This window comes from Stenotrophomonas sp. YJH_SMC_81 (assembly GCF_059370875.1).
Genome location: NZ_JCAFUB010000001.1, coordinates 271,503 through 283,680 on the forward strand (window position 1 = coordinate 271,503; position 12,178 = coordinate 283,680).

11 protein-coding genes are annotated in these 12,178 nt (G+C 68.8%); 4 read left to right on the top strand and 7 right to left on the bottom strand.

The genetic code is table 11. The annotated features are described in order from the left end of the window. Positions 1 to 61 precede the first annotated feature (61 nt). Positions 62 to 928 carry a protease HtpX gene (htpX, locus tag AC5P8U_RS01265; RefSeq protein WP_049415827.1) on the bottom strand — a complete coding sequence of 289 codons (867 nt, stop codon included), beginning with the start codon at positions 926 to 928 and terminating at the stop codon, positions 62 to 64. Between the two features lie 93 nt (positions 929 to 1,021). On the opposite strand from htpX, the gene gluQRS reads away from it, so the two are divergent. The 3 genes from gluQRS to phaR all read left to right on the top strand — a co-directional run bounded on the left by gluQRS (position 1,022) and on the right by phaR (position 3,416). Further along, complete coding sequence (gene gluQRS, locus AC5P8U_RS01270) at positions 1,022 to 1,942, top strand: tRNA glutamyl-Q(34) synthetase GluQRS (protein WP_072168406.1); 921 nt, start codon at positions 1,022 to 1,024, stop codon at positions 1,940 to 1,942. A 17-nt stretch (positions 1,943 to 1,959) separates the two neighbouring features. Continuing rightward, positions 1,960 to 2,700 (top strand): acetoacetyl-CoA reductase, encoded by a 741-nt coding sequence (gene phbB / locus AC5P8U_RS01275; RefSeq protein ID WP_088497642.1) that lies wholly within the window; start codon positions 1,960 to 1,962, stop codon positions 2,698 to 2,700. Positions 2,701 to 2,882: 182 nt separating this feature from the next. After that, positions 2,883 to 3,416 (top strand): polyhydroxyalkanoate synthesis repressor PhaR, encoded by a 534-nt coding sequence (gene phaR / locus AC5P8U_RS01280; protein WP_005417756.1) that lies wholly within the window; start codon positions 2,883 to 2,885, stop codon positions 3,414 to 3,416. Between the two features lie 74 nt (positions 3,417 to 3,490). On the opposite strand, the gene AC5P8U_RS01285 is transcribed toward phaR, so the two are convergent. The 6 genes from AC5P8U_RS01285 to AC5P8U_RS01310 form a co-directional block, all read right to left on the bottom strand. Continuing rightward, entirely contained in the window at positions 3,491 to 4,459 is a 969-nt protein-coding gene (locus AC5P8U_RS01285; protein ID WP_495213842.1) for a TraB/GumN family protein, read from the bottom strand. 2 nt (positions 4,460 to 4,461) lie between these two features. After that, positions 4,462 to 5,391 (bottom strand): DUF1684 domain-containing protein, encoded by a 930-nt coding sequence (locus AC5P8U_RS01290; protein ID WP_447897593.1) that lies wholly within the window; start codon positions 5,389 to 5,391, stop codon positions 4,462 to 4,464. 11 nt (positions 5,392 to 5,402) lie between these two features. Next, positions 5,403 to 7,304: a DNA mismatch repair endonuclease MutL gene (gene mutL / locus AC5P8U_RS01295; protein WP_061478061.1), complete on the bottom strand. Its 1,902-nt coding sequence runs from the start codon at positions 7,302 to 7,304 to the stop codon at positions 5,403 to 5,405. Between the two features lie 121 nt (positions 7,305 to 7,425). Next, positions 7,426 to 8,997 carry an N-acetylmuramoyl-L-alanine amidase gene (locus tag AC5P8U_RS01300; RefSeq protein WP_061478062.1) on the bottom strand — a complete coding sequence of 524 codons (1,572 nt, stop codon included), beginning with the start codon at positions 8,995 to 8,997 and terminating at the stop codon, positions 7,426 to 7,428. 82 nt (positions 8,998 to 9,079) lie between these two features. Beyond that, on the bottom strand, positions 9,080 to 9,562 hold the full coding sequence (tsaE, locus tag AC5P8U_RS01305) for a tRNA (adenosine(37)-N6)-threonylcarbamoyltransferase complex ATPase subunit type 1 TsaE (RefSeq protein WP_447897594.1): 483 nt from the start codon (positions 9,560 to 9,562) through the stop codon (positions 9,080 to 9,082). Then, the gene (locus tag AC5P8U_RS01310; protein WP_088497640.1) at positions 9,559 to 11,043 is read right to left on the bottom strand and encodes an NAD(P)H-hydrate dehydratase; all 1,485 of its coding nucleotides are present in this window, start codon (positions 11,041 to 11,043) and stop codon (positions 9,559 to 9,561) included. The genes tsaE and AC5P8U_RS01310 overlap by 4 nt, the downstream gene beginning before the upstream one ends. Positions 11,044 to 11,066: 23 nt before the next feature. Here AC5P8U_RS01310 and queG point away from each other — a divergent pair, with 23 nt between their 5' ends. Further along, positions 11,067 to 12,137, top strand: coding sequence for a tRNA epoxyqueuosine(34) reductase QueG (gene queG / locus AC5P8U_RS01315; protein ID WP_061478065.1), 1,071 nt, complete (start codon positions 11,067 to 11,069; stop codon positions 12,135 to 12,137). Positions 12,138 to 12,178 lie beyond the last annotated feature (41 nt).

Here is a 12,178-nt window from a genome sequence, read left to right on the forward strand (position 1 = left end):
GCGCCAACAAAAACGCCCGGCGCGCGGCCAGGCGTTCCTGCACTACCTTGAAAGCAGAAGCTTACGCCACCGTCGACGCCCGCAGCGCGGCGATGCGCTCTTCCAGCGGCGGGTGGCTCATGAACAGCTTCTTGGCCGTCGAACCGGAAATGCCGAAGGCGGCAATCTGGGTCGGCAGCGTGCTCTGGCCATGGTTGAGCTGCAGGCGCTCCAGCGCGGCGATCATCTTCTGGCGACCGGCCAGCGAGGCACCGCCGGCATCGGCGCGGAACTCGCGGTGGCGCGAGAACCACATCGAGATCATCGTGGCGAACAGGCCGAACACCATCTCCAGCACGAACACGATGATGTAGTAGGCGAACCCACGGCCGCCGCCTTCGCGGTTGCCCGACAGCGCGCTGTCGATGATGCCGCCGACCACGCGGGCCAGCACGATCACGAAGGTGTTCAGCACACCCTGCAGCAGCGCCATGGTGATCATGTCACCGTTGGCGACGTGGGCGATCTCGTGGCCCAGCACCGCTTCGGCCTCGTCTTCGCTCATGTTGTGCAGCAGGCCGGTGGACACCGCCACCAGCGCGTTGTTGCGGTTGGCACCGGTGGCGAAGGCATTGATCTCCGGGCCGTCATAGACGGCCACTTCCGGCATGCCGATGCCGGCGGCCTTGGCCTGGCGCTCGACCGTGGCCAGCAGCCAGCGCTCGGTCTGGTTGCGCGGCTCGGTGATCACCACCGCACCGGTGGAGCGCTTGGCCATCCACTTGGACAGCAGCAGCGAGATGAAGGAGCCACCGAAACCGAAGATGCCGGCCATCACCAGCAGGCCGCTCATCGAACGCGCGTCCACGCCCAGGATCGACATGACGATGCCGGCCAGGATCAGGACCGCGAGGTTGGTCGCCAGGAACAGGGCAATACGGGTGAACATGGGAAAATCCGGCTCGGAAGGGGTCGATATCCGTCAATTTGCGGTGCGCTCAGCTTGAATTCAAGCGCCAACCTGACCGACGATTCAGCCTGCATGACCGCCATTGTTCCCTGCGGCCGCTTCGCGCCCTCGCCGACCGGCCTGCTCCACCCCGGATCCCTGCTTGCCGCCTTCGGCAGCTGGCTGCTGGCCCGCCACCACGGCGGCCTGTGGCGGCTGCGCATCGAAGACGTTGACCCGCCGCGTACCGTGCCCGGCGCCGCGCAGTCACAGCTGCAGGCACTGGCTGCGTTCGGCCTGGTCCACGACGGCCCGGTCCTGTGGCAGAGCGCTCGAGGCGAGGCCTACCAGGCCGCGCTGGACGTGCTGCTGGCCAGCGACCAGGCCTTCATCTGCCACTGCAGCCGCAGCGAACTGGCTGCCAGCGGCGGCATCCACCACCGCTGCGTTGCGCGGCAACCGCGACCGGACCCCGCCGTCCGCTTCCGCGTGCCACCGGGCAGCGTCGTGCACTTCGACGATGGGCTGCGTGGCCCGCAGCAGCAGGACGTGCATGCCGAAGTCGGCGACTTCGTGCTGCGCCGTGCCGACGGCTGCTGGGCCTACCAGCTGGCGGTGGTGGTCGATGACGCCGCGCAGGGGGTGACCGAAGTGGTGCGCGGCGCCGATCTGCTCGATTCCACCGCGCGGCAGATCCTGCTGCAGCAGGCGCTGGGCCTGGCGGTGCCGCGCTACTGGCACCTGCCGCTGCTGCTCGACGCCCCCGGCCACAAACTGTCCAAGTCGCTGGCGTCGCTGCCGGTGGACAGTACACGGCCGGTGCCGGTACTGCGCGCGCTCTGGCAGCTGCTGGGCCAGGCCCCTGCCGCACTGGACGGCGCCGATGACCGGGATGCGCTGCTGCACACTGCGCAACGGGCATTCGACCCGGTTCGACTGCCGCGGACCGACATCCTGTTGCCGGCCGGCGCACTTTCCGCGCCGATGTTGCAGAATCCCCCTTCCCCCACCTGATTCCCGGACAGCACTCCATGACATCTCGCGTCGCACTGGTCACCGGCGGAACCGGCGGCATCGGTACCGCCATCTGCCAACGCCTGGCCGACCAGGGCCACCGGGTCGCCACCAACTACCGCGACGAGGGCAAGGCCCGCGCATGGCAGCAGGCGATGACCGAGCGCGGCTACAACGTGTCGATCTTCCCGGGCGATGTCTCCGATCCAGGCAGCGCCGAGGCGCTGGTGCGTGCGGTCGAGGCCGAGCTGGGCCCGGTCGAGATCCTGGTCAACAATGCCGGCATCACCCGCGACACGACGTTCCACCGCATGCGCGCGGACCAGTGGCACGATGTGATCAACACCAACCTCAATTCAGTGTTCAACGTCACCCGCCCGGTCATCGAAGGCATGCGGCGCCGCTGCTGGGGCCGGGTCATCCAGATCAGCTCGATCAACGGCCTGAAGGGCCAGTACGGCCAGGCCAACTACGCCGCGGCCAAGGCCGGCATGCACGGCTTCACCATTTCGCTGGCCCGCGAGAACGCCGGCTTCGGCATCACCGTGAACACCATTTCGCCCGGCTACGTCGCCACCGACATGGTGATGGCGGTTCCGGAGGACGTACGCGCCAAGATCATCGCCGACATCCCCACCGGGCGCCTCGGCAAGCCGGAGGAAATCGCCTATGGCGTGTCCTTCCTGGTGGCCGAGGAAGCCTCATGGATCACCGGCAGCAACCTGGACATCAACGGCGGCCACCACATGGGCTGGTAAGCCGCGCAGGGGCCGCTGCGGCATGCGCTGACGGCCCCTGCCGATGGTCATGCTGCGCAGCACGCAAACCCTTGCTGCGCAACATGATCGCTCCTGAAAGCCAAGCCTGGCGGGGGCTGGGGCGGTTGCAACCGCTGCTGCACTGCGCCATGCTGCGCGTCTACTGTGACGAGTACCGCTTCATGGCTGCGACCCGCATCATCAAGAAGTATCCGAACCGCCGTCTCTACGACACCGAGATCTCCAGCTACATCACCATCGAGGACGTGCGCCAGCTGATCCTGGACGGTGAAGACTTCGAAGTCCGCGACGCCAAGAGCGGCGACGACCTCACCCGTTCGGTCCTGCTGCAGATCATCGCCGACCAGGAACAGGACGGCGAACCGATGCTGTCGACCCAGCTGCTGAGCCAGCTGATCCGCTTCTACGGCGATTCCCTGCAGGGCTTCATGGGCAACTACCTGGAGCGCAGCATGCAGGTCTTCCTCGACCAGCAGCAGCAGTTCCGCCAGCAGATGGGCAACCTGCTGGGCCAGACCCCGTGGGCGATGATGAACCAGCTGACCGAGCGCAACCTGGAGCTGTGGCAGGAATTCCAGCGCAGCATGGGCAGCGGCTTCGGTGGCCCGCGCCCGGGCGGCACCGGAACGGGAACCGGCAACAAGCCCGGCGAACCCGGCACCGGTACCGGCACCGGCGGCAAGACCCGCCGCTGAGCTGCAGCAACGGCTGATACGAAAACGGCGCGCCCCTGGCGCGCCGTCTTGTTTGGCATCGCGCCAACCGTGCGTCAGCGTTTGGCCTTGCACCCCGTGCACACGCGCTCGACCTTGTAGCCCTTCGCCCTCAGCTTCTCGACCACGCCATCACTGCCCAGCAGGTGCAGCGTGCCGACCACCACCAGCGTACCGCCCTGCCCGGCCTGCAGGTACGGCTGCAGCTTCGGCACCCAGGCATCGTTGCGACCGGTGTTGATGCGCTGGTACAGCTGCGGATACTGCTGGCGCATCTCTGCCGCCATCTTGGTCCACAGCAGGCGCTCGTCGCCGCGACGCCATGCATCATGCAGCAGCCGCGCCTGCTCATCGGCCTTGCCGGCCTGGTCCAGTGCTTCGGCCAGCATCTGCCGCTGTTCCTGCACCGTCATCCCGTCCAGCATGCCGATCTGGGTATCGATATCTTCCAGTCCCGCGGTCTTGCGGCCGGTCTTCTGCGCGCGTTCCATGAAGTGGCGGTCCAGGCCCAGCGCCGGGTCCAGGCCCAGCTTCTGCATTTGCCCGATCGAAATGCTCAGACCGACGAACCAGGGCTTCATGCCCTGCATCTGCGCCAGCGGCAACTGGTTCTGGGCAGCAAAGGCCTGCAGCTTCTGCCAGGTGGCCGCATCCAGATCACGCTTCAGCTCGCTGCCATCGGTGCGGGTCGCAGCCTGCACCATGCGGCTGGCCAGCTGGGGCGATTGCATGTCTTCCGGCGACAGTTCGAACACCACCCGCTGCGAGGCTTCGAACGCCTGCTCGACATCGGGCGACAGCGGGTAGTCCTGTGGCTTCAGCAGATGGAACGATCCCAGCAGGTACACGCGTGCATCGCCCGGGCCGGTGACTTTCCACAACAGGGGCACCGGCGGCTTGGCCGCCGTTGCGGCCGCGGCCGCGGCCGCGGCAGGGCTGGCCTGGCCAACGCGGGCCGTGGCCAGTGGCGCCACTGCGCAGGCCGCCAGCAGCAGCGCGGTACGGAACAGGTGTTTGATCGGCATGGTCAGCCTTCTCCTTCAGGCAGGTGGTAGGCCTTCTCGCCCGCTTCCACGCGCAGGTCCAACCGGTTTTCCGGCGGCGCCAGTGGGCAGGTCGCGTAGGCGGTGAACGCGCACGGTGGGTTGTAGGCATGGTTGAAATCGATGCGCACCGTGCCGTCTACAGCGGGGGCCTCGGTATCCAGATAGCGCCCGGCCGGATAGCTGCCGCGGCCGCTGGTGCGGTCGGCGAAGATCAGGAACAGTGGCTGCCCGGGCGCACCGATCGCCTCCAGGCGCCAGCTGCGGCCATCACGTTCGAACTCCACCGCACCGGCATTGGGCATCTCGGTGGTCAGGCCAGTGATGTCGACGATCGGCAAGGTCTTCCCCGGCGGATGCGCGATGAAGCGCGCCTGCACCTGCCAGTCCGCGCCGCCCGGCCAGTACCGCAGGCCGGCGAAATCACGCCGCGCCGGTGCCTCGGCATGCTTGACCCGCAGCGCGTCCCGTGGCCCCCGGCGGATGATGCTGAGCTGGCCCTTGCCGCCATCGAAGGCCAGCAGCGTCGGCTGCGTGTCCTTGTCGGTGTCGACGCGGATGCGGCCACGCACCGGCTGGCCGTCGTGGCTGACATCGACACCGGCTTCAGGCGTGAACCACCACTGCGTCCCGTCGCGACGCAGGAGTCCCAGCCTGTCCGGGCCGACCGACAGGCGGATGCCGTTGGTGGCGCCGCTGCCAACGAAATGGGATTTGTTCTGCAGCCAGTGCAGGCCGACCAGGGCCGTCCAGCCATCGGGCCGGGTCAGGTCCTGGTAGCGCGCTACACGCCATTGCTGCTGCGCGGCCGCGTAGGCCGGATCTTCAGCGACCGTCGGCGCCGGCGGAGTTGCCGGGCTGCAGGCGGCCAACACCACGGCGGCCAGCAGGCCCGCCACTCCCCGATAACGCATCGATGCTCCCCTCAACGTCCGCGCAGGAACCAGCGGTCGATCTCCGCCAGCGAAAAACGGGCCCAGGTCGGTCGGCCGTGGTTGCACTGGCCGGACCGTTCGGTGATTTCCATGTCGCGCAGCAGCGCGTTCATTTCCGGCACGGTCAGGCGCCGGTTGGCACGCACCGCGCCATGGCAGGCCATGGTCGACAGCAGCTCGTCGCGTGCACTGGCCACGCGGCGGCTCTGGCCGTGCTCGCGCAGGTCGGTCAGCACGTCGCGCAGCAGTCCTTCCGGTTCGGCATGCGCCAGCAGTGCCGGAATGCTGCGCACGTGCAGCGACCCGGGGCCGGCCCGGGTCACCTCGAAGCCGAGCGCCGCCAGTGTGTCGGCTTCGCTTTCGGCGGTGTCGGCCTCGCGCTCGCCCACCGCCAGCGTGATCGGCACCAGCAACGGCTGCGACTGCAGGCCGATGCCATCGTGCGCATTCTTCAGGCGCTCGTAGCCGATGCGTTCGTGGGCCGCATGCATGTCGACCACGATCAGGCCTTCAGCGTTCTCGGCCAGGATGTAGATGCCATGCAGCTGCGCGATCGCGTAGCCCAGCGGCGGTACACCCGCGTCGGCACTGGTTACCGGCAACCCGTTCTCGCTCGGCATCGGCGGCAACGCCGCTGCGCGTTCGGCACCGGCCGGCGTGGCATACAGCGCGGCGTAGGCGGCCGGTGCATCGGCCACCTGCAGGCCCAGCGGCTGCTGCGGACGCCAGCCTGAAAATCCGCCACCACCACCTCCCGAGCCGGGCGCAGCCCCACGCACCAGCCCGAACCCCGACGCGCCGGCGCTCGATGCCGTCGGGACGGCGGCGGCGTCCGCCGGATGTGCGGGGCCGGCACCGATCTCCTGCGCCGACATGCCGGCACGGGTATCGGCCAGCGCATCCTTCAACGTGCGATAGACGAAATCGTGGACCAGCCGCGAATCGCGGAAGCGCACCTCGTGCTTGGCCGGATGCACGTTGACGTCGACGCGGGTCGGATCCAGTTCGAGGAACAGCACATAGGCCGGCTGGCGGCCGTGATACAGCACGTCGCCGTAGGCCATCTTCACTGCGTGGGCGACGCTGCGGTCACGCACTGAGCGACCGTTGACGTACAGGTACTGCTGGTCGGCGCTCGCGCGCGAATAATGCGGCTGCGCAATCCAGCCATGCAGGCGCAGGCCGGCGCCGCTGTGGTCCACGCGCACGGCCTGGTTGGCGAAATCCTCGCCCAGCGTTTCGGCAAGGCGTGCATCGGAATACAGATCGCCTGGCTTGTAGCGCCGCGAGGCCTTGCCGTTGTGCGACACGCGCAGCTCGACATCCGGCCGTGCCAGCGCCAGCGAACGCAGCCACTCTTCGATATGGCCCAGTTCGGTACGCTCGGCGCGCAGGAACTTGCGCCGCGCCGGCACGTTGTAGAACAACTCACGCACTTCCACCGTGGTGCCCGGCGCATGCGCGCGCGGGGTCACCTCGCCGATCTTGCCGCCTTCGATCTGCAGTGCCGAACCGTGCTCGTCGTGCGCGCGCCGCGAGCACAGGGTGAAGCGGCTGACCGATGCGATCGACGGCAGCGCTTCTCCCCGGAAACCGAGCGTGGCCACCGATTCGAGATCGTCAAGATCGGCGATCTTGCTGGTGGCATGGCGCGACACTGCCAGTGGCAACTGCTCGGGCGCGATGCCACTGCCGTTGTCGCGGATGCGGATCAGGCGCACGCCGCCCTCTTCAAGATCGATATCAACGCGGCTGGCGCCGGCGTCGATCGCGTTCTCGACCAGCTCCTTGACCACCGACGCGGGTCGTTCGACCACTTCGCCGGCGGCGATCTGGTTGATCAGGATCTCCGGCAACGGCCGGATCGGGCGCGGATGGGTAGCAGACGTCATGCGGGGATGATAACGGAGCGGCCAAGGGTAGAGTCGAGCCATGCTCGACTGACGGGCTACCCGCAAGGCCCAGTCGAGCGCGGCTCGACTCTGCAGAAAGCAGAAACCCGCCTTCGGCGGGTTATTTGCTGCCGCCGGCCATGGTGGCTGCGGCGTCGATCTCGGCCTGCGCGCGGGCGGCATACAACGTGCCCGGCGGCGGTTGGCGGCTGAAGAAGGTGTGCACACCATCCAGCACAGCGCCAGCGACCTTGCGCTGGTAAGCCGGGTCCGTCAGGCGGCGCTCTTCATCCGGATTGGAAATGAACGCCGTTTCCACCAGCATCGCTGGCATGTCCGACGTGCGCAGCACCGCGAAGTTGGCGCGCTCGATGTTCGGCTTGTGGTTGTTGCCGATCCGCTTCAGGCCGCCCAGCACGTGGCCGGCGGCGTCTTCGGACGCCTTCATGTAGCCGCTCTGCGCCAGGTCCAACAGCACATTGGCAAGCGTGCCCTCGGTCTGCTGCAGGCGAACGCCACCGACCAGATCGGCCGCGTTTTCCTTGTCTGCCAGCCAGCGGGCGCGCTGCGAAGAGGCACCCTTGGTCGACAGCACGTACACCGACGAACCCGTGGCCGAACGGTTCTCGGCCGCGTCGGCATGGATCGAAATGAAGATGTCCGCCTTGTTCGCACGCGCCTTCTGCGCACGCATCGGCAGCGGGATGAACACGTCGCTGTCGCGCGTCAGGTAGGCCTTCAGGCCCGGCGTGGCGTTGACCTGGCGGGCCAGCTCACGCGCCACGGCCAGGGTGACATCCTTCTCGCGCTTGCCGGTCGGGCCGATCGCACCCGGGTCCTGACCACCATGACCGGGATCGATCGCCACCACAAGGTGGCGCATGCCGGGCTGCATGCGGATGCGCGATGCATCGCTGGGCATGGCCGGACGCGGCGGCTCGGCCGGCGTCGGTGCCGGTGTAGGGGCCGTTGCCGGCGGCGTGGTCACCACCGCAGCAGTGCGCTGGCCGGCGAGGATTGCAGCCGGCGAGGATGAAGGCGTGCTGCTGGCCGCGACACCTGCCGCAGCAACCTGGGCCGGCGCGCTGGTCGGTGCGGGGGTCGGCGTGGCGGGTGCGGCGGCGCTGGCGCTGGCCTGCTGCTGCACCTGTGCGGTCAGCAGGGCGGTGGCCCGCGCAGCATCGGTGCGTGACTGCGCGTTCTCGGCCGGCGTGGGCGCGACTGAGCCCCCCGCAGCGGCCGCCTGCGGCTGCACCGCCGGTGGCGTCGCCGGGCGGCTGGTTGTGGCCACGGCAGGGCCATCACCCGGCCATTCGATCACCAGCTTGGATTCATTGCCCTCGCGCTGCATCTGCGGGCGGAACGGCGCCACCGATTCGGCAAGGTCGAACACGACACGGAAAGTGCCCGGGACCGGCTGTCCGGTACGCACCGCCGTGACCACGCCCTGCGCGGCCGGCATCTTCAGGTTGCGTACGGCGCTGGAGTCGGGGAAATCGACCACCAGGCGGTTCGGGCCGGCCAGCGACAGGGTCTTGTAGCCGCCACTGCCGACCAGTGAGATCTCGGCACGGGTGCCGGTCGCGCCGGTGTTCAGCAGCACCTGGCGGACTTCACCCGCCCACGCACTGACGCTCGCCAGACCCAGTCCGACGGCGGCACAGATGGCGATGAGACGGTTCCCCGGGCGCATGGCTCAGGATTCAATCACCGCGCTGAACGGAATGCAACACCTTTTTCCTTAATAATCCGTAACCTGCCGATCTTTGTTCTCGTCAGCCGACAGAAATGGCCTGCAAGTCGCCCCCTTTGGGCAGCCGTTTCAGCCATTCATGTCCAACGTCGCTGGCTCCGGTGAGACGGACACGGCGCCCCTGTCCTTCGATCTCCAGCGCTACCACCAGATCGGTCGGCGGCAGCGCGCCGGCGCCCCGTTCCGGCCATTCGACCAGCCACAGCACCGCGCTGCCCTCGTCCAGGCCTAGGAAATCCAGCTCACCGGCCTGGCCGATGCGGTACAGGTCCAGGTGCCACGCCTCACCGCCACTGGCCAGCGGATAGCGCTCGACCAGGGTGTAGGTGGGGCTGCGGATCGCGCCCTGCACGCCCAGCGCGCGCAGCAGCGCGCGGGCCGTAGTGGACTTGCCGGCGCCCAGGTCGCCGCGCAGTTCGATCAGCGCCTGCGGCGGCCGGGTGGCCGCCAGCCACTGCCCGAGCAGTTCGGTGGCGTCGCTGTCGGCAAGGAAGAAATCGGTCATGGGAAGCATTCCGGGTTGGCCAGTCGCCGCAACGGCGCCAGCAGATCAGTAGGAAGCAGGCCGCGTGCACCGTCAGCGGCAGCCGCGTCGCCGGCCAGCGCATGCAGCAACGCGCCCGCCGCGGCGGCATCGAAGGCGGCCAGGCCCTGCGCACGCAGGCCGGCGATGATGCCGGTGAGCAGGTCGCCCATGCCCCCCACGGCCATGCCGGGATTGCCGGCGGCGATCAACCGGGGCGTTTGCCCGGGCGCCGCCACGATGCTGCCGGCGCCCTTCAACACCACGACCGCGTGGAAACGCTCGGCGAGCGTCTGCGCACAGGCGTAGCGATCGGCCTGGATGTCGCTGGTGCTGCAGCCGAGCAGGCGTGCGGCCTCGCCCGGGTGCGGTGTGAGGACGGCGCCGGGCAAGGCACGCGGATCCTGCGCCAGCAGGTTCAGCGCGTCGGCATCGACCACCAGTGGTCTGGCGCTGGCCAGCACCCGCGCAAACAGCGCGCGTGCCCATTCGTCCTGGCCCAGACCGGGCCCGATCGCCACCACCTCCGCCCTGTCAAGCAAGGCCGGCAGCGCTTCGCCGTCTTCCAACGCGTGGGTCATCGCCTCGGGCAGCCGAGCCAGCAGTGGACTGACGTGGTCGCGGCGGGTGCCCAGGCTCAACAGCCCCGCCCCTGCGCGCAAGGCGGCCTCGGCTGCCATGGCGATGGCTCCGCCGCTGCCGTGGTTGCCGCCGACGCACAGCACGTGGCCGGATTCACCCTTGTGGGTATTTGCGCGGCGCGGCGGCAACAGGGCCGGCAACCGTGCCTGCGTCCAGTACTCCACGGCAGGCGACACGCTTTGCCATGCGGCCGCGGGCAACTGCAGGGGTGCCAGGGCCTTGTGCCCGCAATGATCCAGCGCGTCGCCGGTGTACAGCCCGCGATGGGCCACGATGAACTGCAGGGTCAGCGCAGCGCGTACTGCCGCGCCGGGTACCGCACCGCGGTCGGCATCGACGCCACTGGGCACATCCAGGGCCAGCACAGGTGCCGCCTGCGCATTGATCGCAACGATCAGCGCCTGCGCCGCGCCCTCCGGCGCGCGATCGAAACCCAGCCCGAACAGGGCATCGACCCAGAGGTCGGCCTCGGGCAGCGCGCCGTCGAACTCGGTGATGGCGCCGCCGTCGGACCTGAACTCCGATGTTGCACGCTGCGCCAGCGCGGTCGATGGCGCCCGGCCCGGCAGGGCGATCACCCTCACCTCGCGTCCGGCCTGCAACGCGTGGCGAGCCAGCACGAGGCCGTCGCCGCCATTGTTGCCCGCACCGACCACCACGCCGATGCGCTGCGCCTGCGGCCAATGCTGCAGCAGGCACTGCCAGGCGGCCTGGCCGGCCTGCGCCATCAGTCCCCAGCCAGCATCCCCCGCCAGGGTGGACGCCTGGGCATCCAGCGCACGCGCGGCAGCGGAATCGAACAGATCGGCGAGGTTGGCCATGCAGGGATTTTATACTGGTGCGCATGTCCCTCGCCCCCTCCCCCGTCGATCCAGCCCAGGCCGTGCAGCGCATCCGCGAACTGGCCCGCGCGCATGGCTTCCAGCGCTGCGGCATCGCCGGTATCGAGCTCGGCGAGGACGAGGCGCACCTGGCCGACTGGCTGGGCCAGGGCCTGTACGGCACGATGGACTGGATGGCGCGCCACGGCACCCTGCGCGCACGACCGGCCGAGCTGTTGCCCGGCACTGTGCGCGTGATCTCGGTGGGCATGGACTACAGCCACAAGGATGACACCGAAGCGTGGGCGACGCTGGCCGACCCGGGCCGCGCCTACGTGGCGCGCTATGCGCTGGGCCGCGACTACCACAAGCTGATGCGCAACCGCCTGCAGAAGCTGGCCACGCAGATCAACGACGAAGTCGCACCACTGGGCTACCGCGTGTTCGTCGATTCCGCCCCCGTCCTGGAGCGCGCACTGGCCCGCAACGCCGGGCTCGGCTGGATCGGCAAGCACACCTGCCTGATCGACCGCCATGGCGGTTCCTGGTTCTTCATCGGCGAGATCTACATCGACATCCCGCTGCCGATCGATACGCCGGCCACGGCGCACTGCGGCACCTGCACGCGCTGCATCGATGTCTGCCCGACCCAGGCCATCACCGGCCCGCAGCGGCTGGACGCGCGGCGCTGCATTTCCTACCTGACCATCGAACACGACGGCGCCATTCCCGAACAGATGCGCCCGCTGATCGGCAACCGCATCTATGGCTGCGACGACTGCCAGCTGGTCTGCCCCTGGAACAAGTTCGCCAAGCGCACCGACGAAGCCGATTTCCGTGCGCGCAACAACCTCGATACCGCGCGCCTGGACCAGCTGTTCGCCTGGGACGAAGCCGAGTTTCTGCGCCGCACCGAAGGCAGCCCGATCAGGCGCAGCGGCCATGAGCGCTGGCTACGCAACATCGCCGTGGCGCTGGGCAATGCGCCGTCCTCGGCCGAAGCGCTGGCTGCGCTGCAGACCCGCATCGACGATCCCTCGCCGCTGGTGCGTGAACACGTGCAGTGGGCACTGGGCCAGCACACGGCGCGCTGACGTGCGATCCTGAGCCCCCGTTCCGCCCGCAGCACGCCGTT

What these genes read in the sequence shown, in the direction of transcription:
- htpX (WP_049415827.1), bottom strand. Translation starts at nt 928, where the DNA reads ATGTTCACCCGTATTGCCCTGTTCCTGGCGACCAACCTCGCGGTCCTG.
- gluQRS (WP_072168406.1), top strand. Translation starts at nt 1,022, where the DNA reads ATGACCGCCATTGTTCCCTGCGGCCGCTTCGCGCCCTCGCCGACCGGC.
- phbB (WP_088497642.1), top strand. Translation starts at nt 1,960, where the DNA reads ATGACATCTCGCGTCGCACTGGTCACCGGCGGAACCGGCGGCATCGGT.
- phaR (WP_005417756.1), top strand. Translation starts at nt 2,883, where the DNA reads ATGGCTGCGACCCGCATCATCAAGAAGTATCCGAACCGCCGTCTCTAC.
- AC5P8U_RS01285 (WP_495213842.1), bottom strand. Translation starts at nt 4,459, where the DNA reads ATGCCGATCAAACACCTGTTCCGTACCGCGCTGCTGCTGGCGGCCTGC.
- AC5P8U_RS01290 (WP_447897593.1), bottom strand. Translation starts at nt 5,391, where the DNA reads ATGCGTTATCGGGGAGTGGCGGGCCTGCTGGCCGCCGTGGTGTTGGCC.
- mutL (WP_061478061.1), bottom strand. Translation starts at nt 7,304, where the DNA reads ATGACGTCTGCTACCCATCCGCGCCCGATCCGGCCGTTGCCGGAGATC.
- AC5P8U_RS01300 (WP_061478062.1), bottom strand. Translation starts at nt 8,997, where the DNA reads ATGCGCCCGGGGAACCGTCTCATCGCCATCTGTGCCGCCGTCGGACTG.
- tsaE (WP_447897594.1), bottom strand. Translation starts at nt 9,562, where the DNA reads ATGACCGATTTCTTCCTTGCCGACAGCGACGCCACCGAACTGCTCGGG.
- AC5P8U_RS01310 (WP_088497640.1), bottom strand. Translation starts at nt 11,043, where the DNA reads ATGGCCAACCTCGCCGATCTGTTCGATTCCGCTGCCGCGCGTGCGCTG.
- queG (WP_061478065.1), top strand. Translation starts at nt 11,067, where the DNA reads ATGTCCCTCGCCCCCTCCCCCGTCGATCCAGCCCAGGCCGTGCAGCGC.